The sequence below is a fragment of the Allobosea sp. 10N428 genome (assembly GCF_056394545.1).
In genome coordinates this window covers 355,283-374,757 of record NZ_JBFTIC010000006.1, presented here as the reverse complement: position 1 = coordinate 374,757, position 19,475 = coordinate 355,283, and the positions used below count along the sequence as shown (strand labels likewise).

Sequence of the window (19,475 nt, the reverse complement as noted above, 5' to 3'; positions counted from 1 at the left end):
TTACCGCGGGGTGGAGCAGCCCGGTAGCTCGTCAGGCTCATAACCTGAAGGTCGTCAGTTCAAATCTGGCCCCCGCAACCAAACACAAAAACCCGTCGCAAGCAGCGACGGGTTTTTGCGTCTAAAATCCAAAAAAACAAGAGAAAAGCAGGCGTCCGCACCAAGTGATGCGCGCGTCACGGTTATGGATCGGCCTGCGGGGCGCCGGCAGATTTGCTGTCCGCTTCGCTTTTTCCATCGACTGCGACGGCCTCGACCAGACGGATTGCGAGAAGCCGCAGTTTCCGCGAACGGATTCGCGCGAAGGCCTCGTCCAACCGGTGGCTTTCCGAAGGCGGCGTAGGCTCGGCCTCGTAATCGGCCGCCGGCTCCTCGGCCAAGCCGCTCGCCGCTGGACTCGTGGCCAGGCCTTCGAAGAAGAAATGCAGATCGACGCCCAGCCGCTGAGAGAGAACGAAAATCGCGCCGGCGGTCAGCCGATCGGACCCATCCTCGTAGTTCCCGATTTGCTGATGCGAGACACCAAGCAATCGAGCGATGTCCTTCTGAGCGAGGCCCATCTTGCCGCGAAGCAGCCGAAGACGGTCGCCCACATGCCGATTCGCGTGAGTCAGTTCCGGTTTCATCGGGCCGCTTTCAGTCTCGATCTGGAGGAAAGCCGCTCGCATTATGCTGCTGACTTTCGAGGCGTCCACTGTCGGGCCGTCTGTTTCTCCTGACAGCGGAGCAGCGCCAGCCCTAATACCATGACTAGCCGCTGGAAACGGGTGGTGCTTCAGGAGTCGCCGAGGCAGGATCGGCGATCCCAGGGAGATGGAGTGAGGCATGGCGCAGGAAGCAGGGCAAATCCATATCGGCATAGGCGGCTGGGTCTACGAACCCTGGCGCGGATCCTTCTACCCGAAGGATCTGCCGCAAAAGCGCGAGCTCGAATATGCCGCGAGCAAGCTGACCTCGATCGAGATCAACGGCACCTATTACGGTTCGCAGAAGCCGGAGAGCTTCGCGAGATGGCGCGAGGAGACGCCCGAGGATTTCGTCTTCGCGCTGAAGGGTTCGCGATTCTGCACCAACCGGCGCGTGCTTGCCGAGGCCGGTCCATCGGTCGAGAAATTTCTGAACAGCGGGCTGACCGAGCTCAGGCATAAGCTCGGGCCGATCAATTGGCAGTTCATGCCGACCAAGAACTTCCACCCCGCGGATTTCGAGGCGTTCCTCAAGCTGTTGCCCAAGGAACTGGATGGTATCGCGCTGCGCCATGCCGTCGAGGTCAGGCACGACAGCTTCCGCACCCCTGATTTCATCGCGATGCTGCGCGAGCACGGTGTCGCCGTCATCACCTCGGCCGACGCCGACTATACGCAGATCGCCGATGTGACGGCACCCTTCGTCTATGCGCGCATCATGGGCACGCTGGAAGCCGAGCCGACGGGTTATTCCGAGACCGGTCTCACTCGCTGGGCGAAGGCCGCTCGGGACTGGGCCGAAGGCGGAGTGCCGGAGGGGCTGGAGACGGTCGGGCCGGCCGCGCCCAAGCAGAAGCGCGACGTCTTCCTCTATGTCGTCAGTGGCGGGAAGGTTCGCAATCCCGCGGCGGCGATGGAGTTGATTGCGCGAACAAGAGATTGAGGTTCAGGCCGTCGCGACCGCCTCCTGCACCACGACTTCCTGGCAGACATCGACCCATTCGGCCTGGGTCAGCTCGGCCATGCGCTGCGGCGCGATTCGCAGCGCACTATGCGTCGAGCCAGCCGCCGGGACGACGATATCGAAGGCCTTCAACGAGACATCGCAATAGACCTTGAGCGGCGTTGCCAGGCCGAAGGGGCAGACGCCGCCAACCGGATGCCCCGTCAGGGCCTCGACCTCCTCTTGCCCGAGCATGCGCGGCTTGCCGCCGAGCCCGGCCTTCGCCTTCCTGTTGTCGAGCCGCGCATCGCCGCGCGTCACGACCAGGACGACCTCCTCGCCGATACGCAGCGAAAGCGTCTTGGCGATCTGGCCGGGTTCGACACCATGGGCCGCGGCGGCGAGCGGCACTGTGGCGCTGCTCTCATCCGTCACGATGACGCTGATGTCGGGAGCGTGTTCGGCGAAGAAGGCGCGGACGGATTGAAGGCTCATCGGGCAATTCGCGAGGTCGACCAGAGGATCAGCAGGCTGGCGATGGCCGGCACGCCGAAGACGATGAGGAAGATCGGCGCTTCCTCCATGACGGTATAGCCCGCCCGGCTGACGCCGATCCAGAGGTTGATCAGGGCGCCGACCAGCCAGAGCGGCAGGAACAATCGGATGGCGAATGCGATCGGACGGCCGGCGGAGATGGCGAGCCGGGGCGCGGCGACGAGCAGCATGCCAAGCAGGGCGAAGCCGATACCGATGACCTTGACGGTGTGCATGCGTCAGCCCTGCCCAATCGAAATCAGGATGAAGAACAATCGATTATCTCGCTCTGCGCAAGCCGCGGGCATGCACGGTTCATCCTTTTGCCGGGCCGCGCGCCCTGACGAGCGATCCGGCGGCGCGGCCGGCGGCTTCGATATAATCGGGATTGCGATGGATCAGCATGATCGAAAAGGCGCCATCCATCAGCAGGACGATTTCGCGGGCCAGAGCCTGCGCGTCGGCAAGGCCGCGACCCTGCATCTCCTGCGACAGCCAGTTTTCGAAATTTGCCTTGTGACGTGCCCCCGCCTTGACGGCCGGGTGGCCGGGCATGGCAGCCAGTTCCGCGGCCGTGCGCAGGAAACCGCAGCCCTTCCATTTGGGATGCCGCGCGACGCGGGCCAGATTGGCGAAGATCGCTTCCACCTTGCAGTCGACGCTGCCATCGGCAGCCTCGAACCAGCCGGCCATCTGCTCCAGGTTCGGCTGATCCCGGGCCTCGAGATAGGCGGCGACCAGATCGTCCTTGCTCTTGAAATGATAGTAGAGCGTCCGCTTGGTCAGCCCAGCCTTCTCGGCCACGGCGTCCACGCTGACGCGGCCGATGCCCTCCGCATAAAAGAGCTTGCTCGCGGCGTCGATGATGCGCTTGCGCGTCGGGCTGGGTGCATCGGACATTCCACTATGTATACCGACTAGTGAATATACACAAATCGCAAAGGCCGCGATCGTCATCCGGTGAACCTGCTGGAAAGGAACGCCGATGAGCGATCTCGTCCTAACCGACACCCGCGATGCCATCGCGACGCTGACCCTGAACCGCCCCGACAAGCTCAATGCCTTGAGCTACGCCCTGATCGACCGGCTCCTCGAATTGCTCGACCTGATCGAGACCGAGGAAGCCATCCGGGTGGTGATCCTGACGGGAGCGGGCGACCGCGCATTTTCGGCAGGGGCGGACATTCATGAGTTCTCGCAAAGCGTCGCGCAGGGCGCCGATGTCGCCATGCGGGATTTCGTCATGCGCGGCCAACGGCTCACCGCGCGGCTGGAAGCCTTTCCCAAGCCCATCATCGCCGCGGTCAACGGCCTGGCCTTCGGCGGCGGCTGCGAGATCACCGAAGCCGTTCCGCTGGCGATCGCGAGCGAGCGAGCTTCATTCGCCAAGCCGGAGATCAATTTGGGCATGCCGCCGACATTTGGTGGAACCCAACGTCTGTCCCGGCTGGCCGGACGCAAGCGCGCGCTGGAGCTGCTGTTGACGGGCGACGTCTTCTCGCCGGAGCGAGCCGTCGAGCTCGGCCTCGTCAATCAGGTCGTCGCGCATGACCAGCTCATGCCGGCCGCGCGCGATCTGGCCGGGCGAATTCTGCGGCATTCGCCGCTCGCGGCAGCGAGCATCCTGCGGGCGGTCACGCGCGGCCTCAACCAGAGCATCGCCGAGGGGCTGCTGATCGAAGGGGAGCAATTCGCCCGGATGGCGCCGACTGCCGATCTGCGGGAGGGGCTCGACGCCTGGATCGCGCGCCGCAAGCCGGCCTATCCCGGATCCTGGTCGGCTAAGGCCGCGGTGTAAGTGGGAGGCCAGCCATGACGGGTTTCACGAGCTTCTCACGCGAGGCCTTCGCCGCGTTCCGCGCAGACAACCGGCCGGGGCCGGTCCATATGCTCAATCTGATCCGGCTGCATGCCGAAGCCCGTTATCCCGACGGACTGAGAGCTACTGGCGCGGAGGCCTATTCCAGCTATGGCCGGATCAGCGCGCCGGTGTTCGCGCGGCACGGCGGCCGTATCGTCTGGCGGGGCCGCTTCGAGCTCGGCCTGATCGGTCCGGAGGAGGACCACTGGGATATCTGCTTCATCGCGGAATATCCCAGCCCCGATAGTTTCGCCGACATGTTGCGCGAACCGATCTACCGGGAGGCGATGGCGCATCGCCTGGCGGCGGTGGCCGACAGCCGGCTCATCCGACTGGGAGTCCTCCCAAGCGGCACCCGTTTCGACGGGCCTTCATGACGCGACCACCCATTGCCGCTCGGCTCAGGTGGTTTCGATCAAGCCTTTCTCCCGCGCCTCAGCAGAAGCCTGCTGGGCCGCGAACTTCAGTGCTGGGCAGAGCATCGAAACGCCCTTTGCATTCCCTACGAGATCGTCCTTGGCAAACAGCTCCGCCAGCCAGTCGACGAAAACGCGCACCTTGTTGCTGAGGTGCCGGTTTGGCGGATAGACGATGTGAAGCGGCTTTGGCGCTGCGCACCAATCGAGCAGGAGCGGCACGAGCCGCCCGTCTGCGATCGGCTCTCGGGCCATGAAGGTCGGCAGCTGCACGATGCCATGGCCGGCCAGGCCGGCGGCGAGATAGCCGGTGCCGTCATTGAGCGAGATGGCGTAGCGGCCGTTGATTTCGATCGTCTCGGCCGGGTTCTGGTAGATCATCGACAGCACGCGGCCGCCGAGTGCCGGTCGGTAGGCGACGATCTGATGGCCGTCCTCGATGTCGCGCGGATGGCGGGGCGTGCCGAAGCGGGCAAGATAGTCCGGCGAGGCGCAAGTGATGAGCTGCATCTCGCCGATCCGCCGGGCGATCAGGCTCTGGTCCGTGATCTCGCCGGCCCGCACCGCGCAATCGAGGTTTTCGCCGATGAGATCGGCCGGGCGGTCGCCCAGGCCGAGATCGAGCTGGATGTCGGGATAGCGCGCCTGGAATTCGTGCAGCGCCGGGATGATCACCGAGATCGCCAGTGCCGAACTGCAATCGACCCGGAGCCGGCCGCTCGGCCGCGCCTGCGCCAGCGTGAGACTCGCGTCGAGTTCGGAGAGTTCGTCGAGCAGGCGCAGCGCCCGCTCGTAATAGGCCGCGCCGTCCATGGTCACGGTCACGCGCCGCGTTGTCCGATTCAAGAGTTTGGCGCGCAGATGCGCTTCGAGCTGCTGGATCAGCTTGGTGATGGTTGGCTTGGGCATGTCGAGGAGATCGGCGGCGCGCGTGAAGGTTCCGGTCTCGACGACCCGCACGAAGGCTCGCATCGCTGCCAACTGGTCCATGACGTCAAATTGTTTCCGTAGGGAAATAATGAATGAGTGGATAGCGTATTTATTCCGAAATGCCGATTCACTAATCCGTGCTGCAACGCAACAGCGAGGGTGAGCCAATGCCCGCGATCGCCGCGCAGAAGCTGCAGCCGGTGCTTTCCGTCTTCTGGCGGGAAGAAAGACTGAGCGCCGGTCGAGAGACCTTCACCGGCCGCCTCTACGTTCCCGCCGAGGTTCCGGACAATGCCGGCCTCGTGCTGCATCTGCATGGCGGCCATTTCAACAGCGGCTCGCCGGCCGAGGGGCAGGCCGTCGCCACCGCCCTGACGGAGGCCGGCGCGGTCGTGTTCTCGCTCTCTTACCCGCTTGCTCCGGTGCAGCGCTTCCCCGAGACGCTGGAGCGCATCTATGCAGCGCTCGAGGCTCTTGCCAGGGGTCGCAATCGCTGGGCGACGCGCGGCGCGCCGATCTATGTCGCCGGTGAGGAAGCCGGCGGCAATCTCGCTGCGGCGCTGGCCATGATGGCGCGGGATCGCGGCGGCCCGGTGCTTGCTGGCCAGATCCTGTTGTCGCCGATGCTCGACGCCTGCCTCGGTACGGCTTCGCTGCGCGGCGCCCAGGCCGGACCGGTCGGCTGCCGCTGGGCCGATGGCTGGGCCGAGTATCTCGGCACGCCCGAGCGCGCCGCCCACCCTTACGCGGCTCCGCTTCAGGCGACCCGCCTCGCCGGCCTGCCGCCGGCTCTGCTGATCAGCGGGCAGGACGACCCTATGCGGGACGAGGCGGCGCAATATGCCGCCCGCCTCGGCCAGGCCGGCATCGCCGTTCGCCATGTCGAGTTCACCGCGCCGACGCGCTGGCCGCAGGCCTATGCGGATGCGGCGGAGGAAGGCTCCTGTCTCTGCAAAAGCTGCGGCGAGATCGCCGCTTTCTATGAACGGACCGCGCCCTCCTAGCGCTCGCCCTCTTTCGACACCCACGGCATTTCCAAGGAAGGACCGACCCATGATTCTGGGAACGAACCGTCGCGGCCTTTTGGCCGGCCTCACCGCCTCAGTCGCACTGACCGCCATCACGGTCTTTGCCCTCTCCGGGACCCGCGCGCAGGGCGATACCGCGCCCGCGGCGCCGCCCGCCATCCCCGTCTCCGTCGCGACCGTCGAGGCCCGCGAGATCGTGCCCTGGGCGGAGTTCTCCGGCCGGCTGGAGGCGATCGAGCGTGTCGAACTGCGCTCGCGTGTGGCCGGCGTCGTCGAAGCCGTGCATTTCCGCGAGGGTAATTTGGTGAAGCAGGGCGATCTGCTCGTGAGCATCGATCAGGCGCCCTATCTCGCCGATCTGGAGCGGGCGGAGGCGCAGGTGCTCGCTGCCCAGTCCCGCGTTGCTCTCGCGGACAGCGAGAACGAGCGCGGCCAGCAGCTCAGTGCGACCCGCAACCTCTCGCAGCGCGATCTCGACACCCGCGTCAATGCTCTGCGCGAGGCCAAGGCCAATCTCCGCGCCGCCGAGGCCGCGCGCCGCACGGCGCAGCTCAACCTCGACTACACGCAGATTCGCGCGCCGATCAGCGGCCGCATCGGCCGGCTCGATGTCACCGTCGGTAATCTCATCGCGGCCGGTGGGCAGGTGCTGACCTCGCTGCTCTCGGTCGATCCGATCTATGCGGCCTTCAACGCGGACGAGCGCAGCGTGCTCGACGCGCTGGCCTCTTTGTCCCAAGGCTCGCGCGCGCTCGAACAGATTCCGGTCAAACTGACCACGGCGACCGCCGAGGCGGCGCAGTTCAGCGGCCGGCTGCACTTCGTCGACAACGGCATCGACGGCGCCAGCGGCACGGTCAGGGTCCGCGCCCTGCTCGACAACCCCGACGGCAAGCTGATGCCGGGCCAGTTCGTGCGGGTGCAGCTCGGGCAGGCCAAAGCCGAACAGCAACTCGTCATCAACGAGCGCGCTGTCGGCACCGACCAGAACAAGAAGTTCGTCTTCGTCGTCGGCGACGACGGCAAGGCGACTTGGCGTGAGGTTTCGCTCGGCTCCGCATATGACGGGCTGCGCGTGGTCAGTGCCGGGCTGAAGCCCGGTGAGCGCATCATCGTCAACGGGTTGCAGCGCGTTCGGCCCGGTGCGGTCGTTGCGCCGCAGCCGGTGCCGATGGCCGAGAAAAGCGAACTCAGGAAGCCCGCGACCGAACTCGCGCAACGCTGAAAAACACGGCCGTCATTCTCGGGCGAAGCGGAGCGCAGACCCGAGAATCTCAGGCAGCAGGAGGCTGAAGGAGCCTCTTGCGGCAGGAGATGCTCGGGTCAAGCCCGAGCATGACGGTGCTTTCCCAACACAATATCCGCTCCGAAGGGGCGCCCCATGAACCTCTCCAAATTCTTCATCGACCGGCCGATCTTCGCGGCGGTCCTTTCCGTTCTGATCTTCTTGGCCGGACTGCTCTCAATCAGGGCCCTGCCGATCTCCGAGTATCCCGAGGTCGTCCCGCCGACGGTCGTCGTGCGGGCGCAATATCCCGGCGCGAGCCCGCGCGTGATCGCCGAGACGGTGGCGACGCCGATCGAGGAGCAGATCAACGGCGTCGAGGGCATGCTTTACATGTCGAGCCAGGCGACGACCGACGGCGTGATGACGCTGAACGTCACCTTCCGCCTTGGCACCGACCCGGACAAGGCCCAGCAGCTCGTGCAGAACCGGGTCAGCCAGGCCGAACCGCGCCTGCCCGAGGAGGTGCGCCGGCTCGGCGTCACCACGGTCAAGAGCTCGCCCGACCTGACGATGGTGGTGCACATCACCTCGCCGAACGGCCGCTACGACATGACCTATCTGCGCAACTACGCGGTGCTGAACGTCAAGGACCGGCTCGCCCGCATCGACGGCGTCGGCCAGGTCCAGCTCTTCGGCTCGGGCGACTATTCGATGCGCGTCTGGCTCGATCCGCAGAAGGTCGCCGAGCACGGGCTCTCGCCCGGCGACGTCGTGCGCGAGATCCGCGCCCAGAACGTCCAGGCGGCGGCAGGCGTCATCGGCGCCTCGCCGAATGCGCCGGGTCTCGACCTGYAGCTCTCGGTCAACGCGCAGGGCCGCCTCCAGAACGAGGAGCAGTTCGGCGACATCATCGTCAAGACCGGCACTGACGGCGCGGTCGTGCGCCTGCGGGACATCGCCCGCATCGAGCTCGGCGCCGCGGACTATGCGCTGCGTTCGCTGCTCAACGGCAAGTCGGCCGTCGCCGTCCCCGTCTTCCAGGCGCCGGGCTCGAACGCCATCGCGATAGCCGACCGCGTCCAGGAGACGATGCGCGAGATCAAGCAGAACATGCCGGAGGGCGTCGACTACTCGATCGTCTACGACACCACCCAGTTCGTCCGCGCCTCGATCAAGGCGGTCATCTCCACGCTGCTGGAAGCGGTGGCGCTGGTCGTGCTCGTCGTCATCGTCTTCCTGCAGACCTGGCGGGCCTCGATCATCCCGCTCGTCGCCGTGCCGATCTCGGTCGTCGGCACCTTCGCGGTGATGTACATCCTCGGCTTCTCGATCAATGCGCTCAGCCTGTTCGGGCTCGTCCTCGCCATCGGCATCGTCGTCGACGACGCCATCGTCGTGGTCGAGAACGTCGAACGCAATATCGAGAATGGCCTCTCGCCGCGCGAAGCCACCTACAAGGCGATGCGCGAGGTCTCCGGCCCGATCATTGCGATTGCGCTGGTGCTGGTCGCGGTCTTCGTGCCGCTCGCCTTCATTTCCGGCCTGACCGGCCAATTCTACCGCCAGTTCGCGCTGACCATCGCGATCTCGACGGTGATCTCGGCGATCAACTCGCTGACGCTGTCGCCGGCTCTCGCCGCTCTGCTGCTCAAGGGCCACCACGCCCCCAAGGATGCGCTGACGCGGGCCATGGACAAGCTGTTCGGCTGGTTCTTCCGCGCCTTCAACCGCTTCTTCAACCGCTCGTCGGAGGCCTATGGCGGCGGCGTGCGCCGGGTGATCTCGCATCGCGCGGTGATGCTCGCGGTCTATGTCGTGCTCCTCGGCCTTACCGGCGTGCTGTTCAAGGCGGTGCCGTCAGGCTTCGTGCCGGGCCAGGACAAGCAGTATCTCGTCGGCTTCGCACAGCTTCCGGACGCGGCGACCCTCGACCGGACGGAGGATGTCATCCGCCGCATGGACGAGATTGCGCTGAAGCATCCCGGCGTCGAGAACGCGATCTCCTTCCCCGGCCTCTCGATCAACGGCTTCACCAACTCCTCCAATTCCGGCATCGTCTTCGTCGGCCTGAAGCCCTTCGACCAGCGCAAGGATCCCTCGCTCAGCGGCAACGCCATCGCCATGCAGCTCAACAAGGAGTTCGGCGGCATCAAGGAGGCCTTCATCGCGATGTTCCCGCCGCCGCCCGTGCAGGGTCTCGGCACGATCGGCGGCTTCAAGCTGCAGATCGAGGATCGCGCCGGCCTCGGCTATGCGGCGCTGGACGAAGCGACCAAGGCCTTCATGGGCAAGGCCGCGCAGGCGCCGGAGATCGCCGGCATGTTCTCGAGCTTTCAGGTCAATGTCCCGCAGCTCTATGCCGATATCGACCGCACCAAGGCCCGCCAGCTCGGCGTACCCGTGACGGAGGTCTTCGATACGCTGCAGACCTATCTCGGCTCGACCTATGTCAACGACTTCAACCGCTTCGGCCGCACCTACACCGTGCGCGTCCAGGCCGACGCGCCCTTCCGGGCCCAGCCCGAGCATATCGGCCAGCTCAAGGTGCGCTCCACCGCGGGCGAGATGATCCCGCTCAGCGCGGTCCTGAACGTTCGCTCCGATTCAGGCCCCGAACGCGCGATGCGCTATAACGGCTTCCTCTCGGCCGACATCAATGCGGGCGCGGCGCCGGGCTTCTCGTCGGGACAGGCGCAGGCGGCGGTGGAGCGGATCGCGGCTGAAACCCTGCCCAAAGGCTTCGCCTTCGAATGGACCGAGCTGACCTATCAGGAGATCCTGGCAGGCAATTCGGCGGTGATCGTCTTTCCGGTCGCGATCTTGCTCGTCCTGCTGGTGCTGGCGGCGCAGTATGAGAGCCTGACGCTGCCGATCGCGATCCTGCTGATCATCCCGATGGGCCTGCTTGCGGCCCTGACCGGCGTCTGGCTCTCGGGCGGCGACAACAACGTCTTCACCCAGATCGGCCTCGTCGTGCTGGTGGGACTATCGGCCAAGAACGCCATCCTGATCGTCGAATTCGCGCGCGAGCTGGAATTCGAGGGCAGGACGCCGGTCGAGGCTGCGATCGAAGCGAGCCGACTCAGGCTCAGGCCGATCCTGATGACCTCGCTCGCCTTCATCATGGGCGTGGTGCCGCTGGTCACCTCGACCGGCGCGGGTGCCGAGATGCGCCAGGCGATGGGCATCGCGGTCTTCTCCGGCATGATCGGCGTCACCGCCTTCGGCATCTTCCTGACGCCGGTCTTCTATGTGCTGATGCGCAAGCTGGCGCGCAACCGCCCGCTCGCCCGGCACGATGTCGAGGCGCCGGTGCTCCAAGCTGCGGAGTGACGAGGCAAGCCCATTTGCGATACCCGGCGCGCAGAACCTGCGCGCCGGGTATTTTTTTGTCTCGGCCGTGGGTCGTTCGGCGGTGGATTCAGCTCAGCGTGACTTCGGCGATCAGGCCGCCGCCCGGCCGGTTGGCAAGCGTCAGTTTCCCGCCGATCGCCGTGGCAAGTTGCTGGGCGATGGCAAGGCCGAGGCCCGTGCCGCCGGTGCCTCGGTTGCGGGATTGTTCGAGCCGGTAGAACGGCTGCAGGACCGCATCGAGTTGGTCGGCCGGAATGCCGGGGCCGCGATCGAGGACGAGGATTCGCAGCTTTCCGTCGGGCGCCTTCTCAAGCTGGATTTCTGCGGCGCCGGCGAATTTCAAGGCATTGTCGATCAGATTGGTCAGGATGCGCCGGAGCGCGTGCGGGCGCGTCACGGCGACGGCGTCGATTGCGCTCGGCGTCGTGACCGCCTTGCCGGTGTCCTGATAGTCGAAGGCGAGGCTCTCGACGAATGAGCCGAGATCGATGCGCGCCGGCTTCTCGGCATCGCCCTGCGCGCTCCTCGCATAGGCGACGCCTTCGCGCACGAGCCGCTCGATCTCGGAGAGGTCGTTGACGAGCTTGTCCTTCTCCGGCCCATCCTCCGCCATCTCGGCGCGCAGTTTCATCCGCGTGATCGGCGTCTGCAGATCGTGCGATATCGCGGCGAGGATCTGCACCCGCTCCTGCAAGTAGTGCGCGATCCGGTCCCGCATGGCGTTGAAGGCAGTGGCCGCATAGGCGACCTCGGCCGGGCCGTGCTCGTCGAGCCTTTCCGCCTTGCGGTTGGGGTCGAGTGTCTCGGCCGCATTGGCGAGCCGCAACAGGGGCCGAATCGCCAGCCGGACGGCAAACCAGGTGCAGAGCACGAGCAGGATAAGCTGGGCGACGAGCACATAGGGCAGCCAGCTCGCGAGCGGCATCAGCGCGGGCAGCATGTCGATCGTCACCAGCGAGCCGTCGCTCAGCGTAACATGGGCCTGAAGGTGCTCGCGCTCGCCGGGAATGCTCTCGACACTGACCGGGAAGCGCTTGCCTGCGGCGACGTTGATGGTCTCAGCGACTTCCGCTGCGCGTCGGCTCAATTCGGGGACCCCCGGCATGCCCGGCCCGAGCTCGTAGCGATAGGTGCGGCGCGCCAAGAGGCCGAGCCATTGCGGGCGCTCCTCCGGTGGCAGGCGGTCGAGCAGGGCGATCGAGGTCGCGACGTCGTTCTCCAGCGTCGTGTACATCGTCGCCTTGGCGCTCATGGTGCGTTCGTAGAACTGCAAGCTGAACGACAGGGCATGCGCGACGGCGAGGCCGGCGAAGAGGATGAGGAAGAGCCGCCAGCGCAGCGTGCGTGGCAGGTGCAGGAACCCACCGATGCGGGTGGCGACGCTCATTGCCGGGCCGTGACGATCTCGACCGGCATGGCGAGGACATAGCCCTCGCTGCGCACGGTCTTGATATAGGCGGGCTCTCGCGCATCATCGCGCAGCCGCTGCCTGACACGGCTGACGAGTAGGTCGATCGAGCGATCGAACAGCTCGGACTCGCGGCCCTGGGTGAGGTTGAGGAGCTGGTCGCGCGAGAGGACGCGCTGCGGATGGTCGAGGAAGACCCGCAGCAGGCGGTATTCGGCGCCGCTCAGCGCGATGGCCGTGCCTTCCTTGTCGAGGAGGTGGCGGGCGGTCGTGTCGAGCTGCCAGTCGCCGAAGGCGATGAGCTGGCCGGCTTCCGTCACCTGCAGATTGGGCGGCAGCATGCGCGTGCGGCGTAAGATGGCCTTGATCCGCGCCAGCAGCTCGCGCGCGACGAAGGGCTTCGCCAGATAATCGTCGGCGCCCATTTCCAGCCCGACGATCCGGTCGGTGTCGTCGCTGCGCGCGGTCAGCATCAGGATCGGCGTCGCCTTGTGCTTGCCCGCCCTGAGCTCGCGGCAGAGCACGAGCCCGTCGTCCCCCGGCATCATCAGGTCGAGGACGATGAGGTCGACCCGGTCGGCTTCGAGATAGGCGCGCATTTGCCTGCCATCCGCGGCGGTGGTGACGCGCAGGCCGTTCTTCTTCAGATAGCTCGAGACGAGGTCCCGGATTTCCCGGTCGTCGTCGACGACGAGCACGTGGTCGATATGGTCCATCGGCAAGGCTTTCCGCTTCCGTCGTGGTAGAAATAGCAGAGCCCCGGCGGTTTGCCCGAGCCTTCTGCGGGAGATTTGTAAGCGCGTGTATCGGCTCTCTGGCCCGATACGGACGCGGACAATATTCCCGTCGAAGCCTTCGCTTCGTTTGGGCAGGGTGCCTGCGAGCACGCAGCCGCCCGGTTCGGCCTGCCTGTATCAATCGTCCTCAAACGAGCAGGAAGGAAGCTTCAATGCGTAAGCGTTTCATCTCGGCCATCATCGGCGGCCTCATGTTGCCGATTGCCGGCACATGTTCCGCCGTCGAAGCGGCGGAAATCCGCAACATCGTCATTGTCCACGGCGCTTTCGCCGACGGTTCCGGCTGGCGCAAGGTTTCGGACCGGCTGGTCGCGAAGGGCTACAATGTCACCATCGTGCAGGAGCCGCTGACCTCGCTTCAGGACGACGTGGCCGCCGCCAAGCGCGCGCTGGCGCTGCAGGATGGTCCGGCGGTCCTGGTCGGGCACAGCTATGGCGGCATGGTCATCAGCGATGCCGGCAATGACCCCAAGGTCGCCGGGCTGGTCTATGTCGCCGCCTTCCAGCCCGAGAAGGGCGAGAGCCTAACGAAGCTCGCCGGCAGCAAGCCGGTTCCGAACGCCCCCGCCGATGCGATCAAGGCTACGCAGGACGGTTATCTCTATCTCGATCCGAAGCGCTTTGCGGCCGCCTTCGCGGCCGATCTGCCCAATGCGGAAGCCGCGTTCCTCGCGCGCTCGCAGGTCTTCGCCGCGCAGGCTGCGTTCACGGCGGAAGCCGGGGAGCCGGCCTGGAAGAGCAAGCCGAGCTGGGCACTGGTCGCGAGCGACGACCGTTCGATCAATCCAGCGCTCGAACGTGACATGGCCAAGCGCGCTGGCAGCGCGGTACGGGAGGTCGCGGCGAGCCACGCCGTTTACGCCTCGAAGCCGGCCGAGGTCGCGGAGCTGATCGCCCAGGCGGCGGGCGCGGTCTCCCGATAGTCGCATTGCCCGGGCGGCCCCATGATCGCCCGCCCGGCACTATTGCTACAGAGCGTTACAGATCGGCCTTTCGGGGAAACATCGGAGATACGTCGCAAGGGTTGAGTGCCGGGTATCCGGCGGAGGTTTCAAGCCAAGCGTCTCCGCCGCCCCCCGAGAGGACCAGCCATGACCTTGTTCGTCATCTCCTATCTCGCCGGCGTGCTGACGATCCTCAGCCCCTGCATCCTTCCCATCCTGCCCTTCGTCTTCTCGCAGGCCGGGCAGCCTTTCCGCCGCAGTGGCCTGCCGATGCTGACCGGCATGGCGCTGACTTTTGCGGCCGTCGCCAGCCTCGCCGCCATCGGAGGAAGCTGGGCGGTACAGGCGAACGAAATCGGGCGCTATGCGGCGCTTGCGCTGCTGGCTCTCTTTGGCGTCACGCTCATCTCGCAGCGCGCGGCGGCGATCTTCGCCCGCCCCATCGTCGCGCTCGGCGAACGGCTTTCCGGGAGCAGCGAAGGCGACACACGCTCCGTTGGCGGCTCGCTTCTGCTGGGGGTCGCAACCGGCTTGCTCTGGGCGCCCTGCGCGGGCCCGATCCTGGGCCTCGTGCTGACCGGCGCCGCGCTGCACGGAGCGTCATCCGAAACGGTCTTGCTGCTGGCTGCCTATGCCGCGGGCGCTGCAACTTCTCTCGCTCTGGCCCTGCGGGCCGGGGGGCAGGTTCTTGCCGCGATGAAGCGTTTGCTCGGGGTTGGCGAGCGGGTTCGGCAGGGCATCGGCGTAGCGGTTCTCGGGAGCGTGCTGGCGATTGGCCTCGGCCTCGATACCGGCGTCCTGACCCGGCTCTCCTTTGCCGGCACGGTCGGCGTCGAGCAAAGCCTGCTGGATGCGCTCGGCCCGCGCCCGGCCGAGGCAGGTCAGCCTCGCGCGACTGAGAACGCCGTTCAGCCCTACCGCAGCAACCTGCCGGATTACGGCGCAGCTCCCGGCTTCGACGGCGCGACCGGCTGGCTCAACTCTGGCCCGCTGAACGCCGAGCAACTGAGCGGCAAGGTCGTTCTCGTCAATTTCTGGACCTATTCCTGCATCAACTGCATCCGCACCCTGCCGTATGTCCGGGCCTGGGCGGAGAAGTACAAGGATCAGGGGCTCGTCGTGGTCGGCGTGCACACGCCGGAATTCGCCTTCGAGAAGAAGGTCGAGAACATCCGGCAGGCGATCGCCCGCTTCGGCATCGTCCATCCCGTCGCGGTCGATAACGACTTCCGGATCTGGCGCGCCTTCCGCAACAGCTACTGGCCGGCGCTGTACTTCATCGATGCGCAGGGCCGCATCCGCTACAGCCAGTTCGGCGAGGGCGGGGAGGCGCACTCGGAGCGGGTCATTCAGGATCTCCTTGCCGAGGCCGCCGGCCATCGCAAGGCGGAGGCAGCGCTCACGACACCGCAGGCGCCCGGCGCCCAGGCCCCTGCCGATCTCGCGAATATCCGCTCGGGCGAGAACTATCTGGGTTATCACAAGGCCAACGGCTTCGTGTCACCGGAGGGCGTCGCCAGCGATCGGCCGCAGGATTACAGCGTCAGGAAGCTCAGGCTCAACCAATGGGGTCTTACCGGCAACTGGACGATCGGCGGCGACAGCGCGGGACTCGCACGGGCGGGCGGCGGCATTGCCTATCGCTTCAGTGCCCGCGACCTGCATCTCGTGCTCGGGCCCGGACCCGGTGGCAACCCGGTGCGGTTCAAGGTCACGATCGACGGGGTCGCGCCCGGCGCCGACCATGGCGCCGATATCGATACGGAGGGCAATGGCACGGTCTCGGAAACCCGGCTCTACCAGCTCGTCCGCCAGGCCGGCGAGGTGCGTGAACGGACCTTCGAGATCCGCTTCCTCGACGCTGGCGTGGACGCCTACGCCTTCACTTTCGGCTGAGAGCGAAGAGAGTGGGTCCAGCCGCAAGGCGGGACCCACGCAAGGAAGCCCATGGGCGCGCTTGGCGCCCATGGGCATTTTCATGTGCGGGTCTCGTTTCAAGAGCACGTCCGCAGGGTCGCTTCTCGCTCAGGGCGACGTCGTTTCGGACAACAGGTCCCATCCGATCGGCATCCCTCCCCAAGCGCCGGCACCGGCCTTCGTCCTTGCGCATCTCATATGCCCGGCTTGGGTTGTCTTCGCGAGACGACGAGGCAGAGGTCATGGCTCTGGCAGGTGCTTTGCCGGGCCGACGGGTGTGATCCCACGAACGAAAAGCGGCCCCGGACGGGGCCGCTTCGGCAAGAGAAGCTGGAGCGGGACGAGGCAAGCCCGGGCGGCATTCGATGCCTCCCGGGGCCCCTCAGAGTTTGTCCGCGTCGATCACCGCGCGGGCGAATTCCTCCGGCGCCTCCTGTGGCGGATTGTGGCCGATGCCGCCCTTGAACAGCCGGTGCTCGTACTTGCCGGTGAAGCGCTTGGCATAGGCCGCCGGCTCCGGATGCGGCGCGCCGTTGGCATCGCCCTCGATGGTGATGGTCGGCACGCCGATCGCCGGGAAGGTTGCGAGCTTGTTCTCGATAGCGTCGAACTGCGGCTCGCCCTGCGCCAGTCCGAGCCGCCAGCGGTAGTTGTGAATGGAGATCGCGACATGGTCGGGGTTGTCGAGGGCCGTTGCCGAGCGCGCGAAGGTGGCGTCGTCGAACTTCCACTGCGGCGAGGCGAGCTCCCAAATCAGCCGGGCGAAGTCGTGGGTGTACTTGGCATAGCCGGCCGCGCCGCGCTCGGTGGCGAAATAGTACTGGTACCACCACTGCAATTCGGCCTTGGGCGGCAGCGGCGCCTTGTTCCCCTCCTGGCTGCCGATGAGGTAGCCGCTGACCGAGACCATCGCCTTGCAGCGCTCGGGCCAGAGCGCGGCGATGATGTCGGCGCTGCGCGCGCCCCAGTCATAGCCGGCGATCACGGCCTTCTCGATCTTCAGCGCGTCCATCAGCGCGACGATGTCGACCGCGAGCGCTGCCGGCTGGCCGTTGCGCGGGGTCTGTGCCGAGAGGAAGCGGGTGCTGCCATAGCCGCGCAGATGGGGCACGATCACGCGGTATCCGGCCTTGGCGAGGATCGGCGCGACATCGACATAGCTATGAATGTCGTAGGGCCAGCCGTGCAGCAGCAGCACCGGCGGGCCATCTGCCGGTCCGTCTTCGGCATAGCCGACATTCAGGACCCCCGCATCGATCTGCTTCAAGGCAGCGAAGGAGGTGTGGCCGCTCTGTCCGGCGGGCGAGGGCGCGCGGGTCTGAGCGGCGGCTCCGCTGATCCCGCCGAATTGCGCGAAGGCGGCGCCCAGCGCCAGGGTGCTCAGGAGGCCGCGGCGTGGCTGGTCGATCTGTTCCGACATGGTTCTGTTCCTGATTGCGTTGAAAGCAAGGGGAGTGAGCCTGTCCGCTGTATCCGCGCCATGTCCGCCAGCGTCGGATTTGCAAGCCTGCGTAGGATCGGGCGGCTCCGATACGAACGGATACAAACCGCCCGCCGTCCGGGGCGGCCGGCAGGCGCTGCCGGGAGATCATCGTACCGCAATGTATCGCAGCGGCGAAGGCCGACGTTTCCTTGCAGATTGCTCCGATCCGCAAACAAACCGGACATGTCGGCTTGAGAAACCCCCGTCGCCAGCCGCCGATAGGAGCGGCATCAGATGGAGAGTTCCATGACCAGGATCGAGAAGGTTCTCTATACCGGCAAGACTCGCACCACCGGCGGGCGCGACGGCGCCTCGCGCAGCTCCGACGGCCGGCTCGACATCAGGCTGTCGCCTCCGGGCAGCGCGGGTGCGGGTACGAATCCCGAGCAGCTCTTCGCCGCCGGCTGGTCGGCCTGCTTCATCGGCGCGATCGGCCTTGCCGCGGGCAAGCGCAAGCTCGCCCTGCCGCCCGATCTCGCCGTCGATGCTGAGGTCGACCTTGGCACGACGGACGGCGCCTATTTCCTGCAGGCACGGCTGAACGTCAGCTTGCCGGGTCTTGCTCCGGAGCTGGCACGCGAACTCGTTGAGGAGGCGCACCAGACCTGCCCCTATTCGAAGGCCACCCGCGGCAACATCGATGTCGAGCTGAGGCTCGTCTGATCGTTGATCGCGACGAGGCCGGCGTCCGGCTGGCCTCGTATCCGCTCGACGATCTCGTGCAGTTGATCGTCCGCGGGGCTCAAACCTCTTTCGGCCGCAGCGAGATCGCTTCCCAGCCGGCGACGACGATCAGGACCGCGGTGGCAGCCAGGCTGAACGCAAGCGGCGGCAGCACCGCCGAGGCGGGCGTGAGCAGGGCGAGCAGGCCCAATCCGACGAGATGGGAGAGGGGGAACCAGCCGGCCGTCACCCGTTTGAACAGCAGATTGCCGAGCAAATAGAAGGCCGGACCAGCAGCGACGGCGATAGCCGTCTTGGCATCGGTGTGGCCGAGCGGATGGGCGATCACGAGCTCGTCGCCGACCGCGACGAGGATGATGCCGGCGACCAGCAGCACATGCAGATAGGTATAGGCGATGCGCGCGATCCGGCCGGGATCCGAGGCATGGGCGATGAGCTGGCTGCCGCGCTCGGCGCCGATGTGGAAATAGATCCACCACATCGCGACCGAGCTGAGGAAGGAATTCAGGAAGGCCGTCAGGTTGATGCCCGTCACCGGTAGTTTGGCTGCGGTGGCGCCGGTGATGAGGATGGATTCGCCGAGCGCGATGATGATGAAGAGCGCGCAACGCTCGGCGAGGTGACCGCCCTCGACATTCCAATCGGTGGTCTGCGAGCGGCCGTGGCCGACCACGCTGAAGCCAAGTGCCGGCCCGGCATATTCGATGCCGAGCGCGACGATCCAGAGCCCGAAGCGCAGATTGCCCTCGCTCAGCCCACCCGCGATCCAGAATACGGCGGAGACCGCGAGCCAGATCGTGATGCGCTGGAAATTGCGATAATTCGCCGGAGAGGCGGCCCTCAGACTCGCCATGGCGAAGAGCGAGCGCCCGAGCTGAATCGCGACATAGGCGCCGGCAAAGGCGAGGCCGTTCGAGCCGAAGGCTTCCGGCACCGAGCAGGACAGGACGAGGCCAAGCAGCATCAGCACGAACAGCATGAGCCTGACCGGCGCTTGTTCGGGATCGAGCCAGTTCGTCACCCAGCTCGTATAGATCCAGACCCACCAGACGGCGCCGAGCAGAAAGGCAGCCTGCGCGAGCTCGAGCGCGCTGAAATGCTCCAGCAGCGTATGCGAGATCTGGGTGATGGCGAAGACGAAGACCAGGTCGAAGAACAGCTCGACATAGCTGACCCTCGCATGCTGGTGTTCGACGCGCTCCCTGAGCAGCGCGCCGGGCTTTTGAGCTTTCGCCATGCGGACCCCTTGCCCTCCGCCGCGC

At 66.2% G+C, this 19,475-nt stretch carries 18 protein-coding genes and 1 tRNA gene; 10 read left to right on the top strand and 9 right to left on the bottom strand.

The annotated features are described in order from the left end of the window. Window positions 1–4 precede the first annotated feature (4 nt). Window positions 5–81: transfer RNA gene (locus AC1DDA_RS20105), tRNA-Met, on the top strand. A 101-nt stretch (window positions 82–182) separates the two neighbouring features. Here the strand turns inward: AC1DDA_RS20105 and AC1DDA_RS20100 are convergent. After that, complete coding sequence (locus tag AC1DDA_RS20100) at window positions 183–626, bottom strand: helix-turn-helix domain-containing protein (protein ID WP_476797094.1); 444 nt, start codon at window positions 624–626, stop codon at window positions 183–185. 199 nt (window positions 627–825) lie between these two features. Between AC1DDA_RS20100 and AC1DDA_RS20095 the strand changes: the two genes are divergently transcribed. Continuing rightward, entirely contained in the window at window positions 826–1,629 is an 804-nt protein-coding gene (locus AC1DDA_RS20095; protein ID WP_476797093.1) for a DUF72 domain-containing protein, read from the top strand. A 3-nt stretch (window positions 1,630–1,632) separates the two neighbouring features. Here AC1DDA_RS20095 and AC1DDA_RS20090 read toward each other — a convergent pair whose 3' ends face one another. The 3 genes from AC1DDA_RS20090 to AC1DDA_RS20080 all read right to left on the bottom strand — a co-directional run bounded on the left by AC1DDA_RS20090 (window position 1,633) and on the right by AC1DDA_RS20080 (window position 3,063). Further along, complete coding sequence (locus tag AC1DDA_RS20090) at window positions 1,633–2,124, bottom strand: YbaK/EbsC family protein (RefSeq protein ID WP_476797092.1); 492 nt, start codon at window positions 2,122–2,124, stop codon at window positions 1,633–1,635. Next, window positions 2,121–2,399 carry a hypothetical protein gene (locus AC1DDA_RS20085; RefSeq protein ID WP_476797091.1) on the bottom strand — a complete coding sequence of 93 codons (279 nt, stop codon included), beginning with the start codon at window positions 2,397–2,399 and terminating at the stop codon, window positions 2,121–2,123. Before AC1DDA_RS20085 ends, AC1DDA_RS20090 begins: the two co-directional genes overlap by 4 nt. Before the next feature lie 79 nt (window positions 2,400–2,478). Further along, entirely contained in the window at window positions 2,479–3,063 is a 585-nt protein-coding gene (locus tag AC1DDA_RS20080) for a TetR/AcrR family transcriptional regulator (protein WP_476797090.1), read from the bottom strand. An 85-nt stretch (window positions 3,064–3,148) separates the two neighbouring features. Between AC1DDA_RS20080 and AC1DDA_RS20075 the strand changes: the two genes are divergently transcribed. Together AC1DDA_RS20075 and AC1DDA_RS20070 are read left to right on the top strand one after the other, a co-directional pair. After that, window positions 3,149–3,961 carry a crotonase/enoyl-CoA hydratase family protein gene (locus tag AC1DDA_RS20075; RefSeq protein ID WP_476797089.1) on the top strand — a complete coding sequence of 271 codons (813 nt, stop codon included), beginning with the start codon at window positions 3,149–3,151 and terminating at the stop codon, window positions 3,959–3,961. A 14-nt stretch (window positions 3,962–3,975) separates the two neighbouring features. Next, window positions 3,976–4,401, top strand: coding sequence for a DUF1330 domain-containing protein (locus tag AC1DDA_RS20070; RefSeq protein WP_476797088.1), 426 nt, complete (start codon window positions 3,976–3,978; stop codon window positions 4,399–4,401). Between the two features lie 24 nt (window positions 4,402–4,425). Here the strand turns inward: AC1DDA_RS20070 and AC1DDA_RS20065 are convergent, their stop codons facing one another. Further along, window positions 4,426–5,430: a LysR family transcriptional regulator gene (locus tag AC1DDA_RS20065; protein ID WP_476797087.1), complete on the bottom strand. Its 1,005-nt coding sequence runs from the start codon at window positions 5,428–5,430 to the stop codon at window positions 4,426–4,428. Between the two features lie 107 nt (window positions 5,431–5,537). Between AC1DDA_RS20065 and AC1DDA_RS20060 the strand changes: the two genes are divergently transcribed. The 3 genes from AC1DDA_RS20060 (at window position 5,538) to AC1DDA_RS20050 (ending at window position 10,959) form a co-directional block, all read left to right on the top strand. Beyond that, window positions 5,538–6,374, top strand: coding sequence for an alpha/beta hydrolase fold domain-containing protein (locus tag AC1DDA_RS20060; RefSeq protein WP_476797086.1), 837 nt, complete (start codon window positions 5,538–5,540; stop codon window positions 6,372–6,374). 49 nt (window positions 6,375–6,423) lie between these two features. Continuing rightward, window positions 6,424–7,623, top strand: a complete 1,200-nt coding sequence (locus AC1DDA_RS20055; protein WP_476797085.1) for an efflux RND transporter periplasmic adaptor subunit — start codon at window positions 6,424–6,426, stop codon at window positions 7,621–7,623. A gap of 156 nt (window positions 7,624–7,779) precedes the next feature. Next, window positions 7,780–10,959, top strand: coding sequence for an efflux RND transporter permease subunit (locus AC1DDA_RS20050; protein ID WP_476797084.1), 3,180 nt, complete (start codon window positions 7,780–7,782; stop codon window positions 10,957–10,959). A gap of 88 nt (window positions 10,960–11,047) precedes the next feature. On the opposite strand, the gene AC1DDA_RS20045 is transcribed toward AC1DDA_RS20050, so the two are convergent. Together AC1DDA_RS20045 and AC1DDA_RS20040 are read right to left on the bottom strand one after the other, a co-directional pair. Continuing rightward, window positions 11,048–12,367 (bottom strand): ATP-binding protein, encoded by a 1,320-nt coding sequence (locus AC1DDA_RS20045; RefSeq protein ID WP_476797083.1) that lies wholly within the window; start codon window positions 12,365–12,367, stop codon window positions 11,048–11,050. Beyond that, entirely contained in the window at window positions 12,364–13,104 is a 741-nt protein-coding gene (locus AC1DDA_RS20040) for a response regulator (protein WP_476797082.1), read from the bottom strand. The genes AC1DDA_RS20045 and AC1DDA_RS20040 overlap by 4 nt, the downstream gene beginning before the upstream one ends. Window positions 13,105–13,337: 233 nt before the next feature. Between AC1DDA_RS20040 and AC1DDA_RS20035 the strand changes: the two genes are divergently transcribed. Further along, on the top strand, window positions 13,338–14,108 hold the full coding sequence (locus AC1DDA_RS20035; protein ID WP_476797081.1) for an alpha/beta fold hydrolase: 771 nt from the start codon (window positions 13,338–13,340) through the stop codon (window positions 14,106–14,108). Window positions 14,109–14,276: 168 nt separating this feature from the next. Next, window positions 14,277–16,025 carry a cytochrome c biogenesis protein DipZ gene (locus AC1DDA_RS20030; RefSeq protein WP_476797080.1) on the top strand — a complete coding sequence of 583 codons (1,749 nt, stop codon included), beginning with the start codon at window positions 14,277–14,279 and terminating at the stop codon, window positions 16,023–16,025. Between the two features lie 403 nt (window positions 16,026–16,428). Here AC1DDA_RS20030 and AC1DDA_RS20025 read toward each other — a convergent pair whose 3' ends face one another. Then, complete coding sequence (locus AC1DDA_RS20025) at window positions 16,429–17,466, bottom strand: alpha/beta fold hydrolase (RefSeq protein ID WP_476797079.1); 1,038 nt, start codon at window positions 17,464–17,466, stop codon at window positions 16,429–16,431. A 309-nt stretch (window positions 17,467–17,775) separates the two neighbouring features. Here AC1DDA_RS20025 and AC1DDA_RS20020 point away from each other — a divergent pair, with 309 nt between their 5' ends. After that, window positions 17,776–18,192, top strand: a complete 417-nt coding sequence (locus tag AC1DDA_RS20020) for an organic hydroperoxide resistance protein (RefSeq protein WP_476797078.1) — start codon at window positions 17,776–17,778, stop codon at window positions 18,190–18,192. 79 nt (window positions 18,193–18,271) lie between these two features. Here the strand turns inward: AC1DDA_RS20020 and AC1DDA_RS20015 are convergent, their stop codons facing one another. After that, complete coding sequence (locus tag AC1DDA_RS20015; protein ID WP_476797077.1) at window positions 18,272–19,450, bottom strand: low temperature requirement protein A; 1,179 nt, start codon at window positions 19,448–19,450, stop codon at window positions 18,272–18,274. Between the last annotated feature and the right edge of the window lie 25 nt (window positions 19,451–19,475).

What these genes read in the sequence shown, in the direction of transcription:
- AC1DDA_RS20035 (WP_476797081.1), top strand. Translation starts at nt 13,338, where the DNA reads ATGCGTAAGCGTTTCATCTCGGCCATCATCGGCGGCCTCATGTTGCCG.
- AC1DDA_RS20015 (WP_476797077.1), bottom strand. Translation starts at nt 19,450, where the DNA reads ATGGCGAAAGCTCAAAAGCCCGGCGCGCTGCTCAGGGAGCGCGTCGAA.
- AC1DDA_RS20090 (WP_476797092.1), bottom strand. Translation starts at nt 2,124, where the DNA reads ATGAGCCTTCAATCCGTCCGCGCCTTCTTCGCCGAACACGCTCCCGAC.
- AC1DDA_RS20025 (WP_476797079.1), bottom strand. Translation starts at nt 17,466, where the DNA reads ATGTCGGAACAGATCGACCAGCCACGCCGCGGCCTCCTGAGCACCCTG.
- AC1DDA_RS20085 (WP_476797091.1), bottom strand. Translation starts at nt 2,399, where the DNA reads ATGCACACCGTCAAGGTCATCGGTATCGGCTTCGCCCTGCTTGGCATG.
- AC1DDA_RS20030 (WP_476797080.1), top strand. Translation starts at nt 14,277, where the DNA reads ATGACCTTGTTCGTCATCTCCTATCTCGCCGGCGTGCTGACGATCCTC.
- AC1DDA_RS20065 (WP_476797087.1), bottom strand. Translation starts at nt 5,430, where the DNA reads ATGGACCAGTTGGCAGCGATGCGAGCCTTCGTGCGGGTCGTCGAGACC.
- AC1DDA_RS20045 (WP_476797083.1), bottom strand. Translation starts at nt 12,367, where the DNA reads ATGAGCGTCGCCACCCGCATCGGTGGGTTCCTGCACCTGCCACGCACG.
- AC1DDA_RS20055 (WP_476797085.1), top strand. Translation starts at nt 6,424, where the DNA reads ATGATTCTGGGAACGAACCGTCGCGGCCTTTTGGCCGGCCTCACCGCC.
- AC1DDA_RS20080 (WP_476797090.1), bottom strand. Translation starts at nt 3,063, where the DNA reads ATGTCCGATGCACCCAGCCCGACGCGCAAGCGCATCATCGACGCCGCG.
- AC1DDA_RS20070 (WP_476797088.1), top strand. Translation starts at nt 3,976, where the DNA reads ATGACGGGTTTCACGAGCTTCTCACGCGAGGCCTTCGCCGCGTTCCGC.
- AC1DDA_RS20040 (WP_476797082.1), bottom strand. Translation starts at nt 13,104, where the DNA reads ATGGACCATATCGACCACGTGCTCGTCGTCGACGACGACCGGGAAATC.
- AC1DDA_RS20020 (WP_476797078.1), top strand. Translation starts at nt 17,776, where the DNA reads ATGACCAGGATCGAGAAGGTTCTCTATACCGGCAAGACTCGCACCACC.
- AC1DDA_RS20060 (WP_476797086.1), top strand. Translation starts at nt 5,538, where the DNA reads ATGCCCGCGATCGCCGCGCAGAAGCTGCAGCCGGTGCTTTCCGTCTTC.
- AC1DDA_RS20075 (WP_476797089.1), top strand. Translation starts at nt 3,149, where the DNA reads ATGAGCGATCTCGTCCTAACCGACACCCGCGATGCCATCGCGACGCTG.
- AC1DDA_RS20100 (WP_476797094.1), bottom strand. Translation starts at nt 626, where the DNA reads ATGAAACCGGAACTGACTCACGCGAATCGGCATGTGGGCGACCGTCTT.
- AC1DDA_RS20095 (WP_476797093.1), top strand. Translation starts at nt 826, where the DNA reads ATGGCGCAGGAAGCAGGGCAAATCCATATCGGCATAGGCGGCTGGGTC.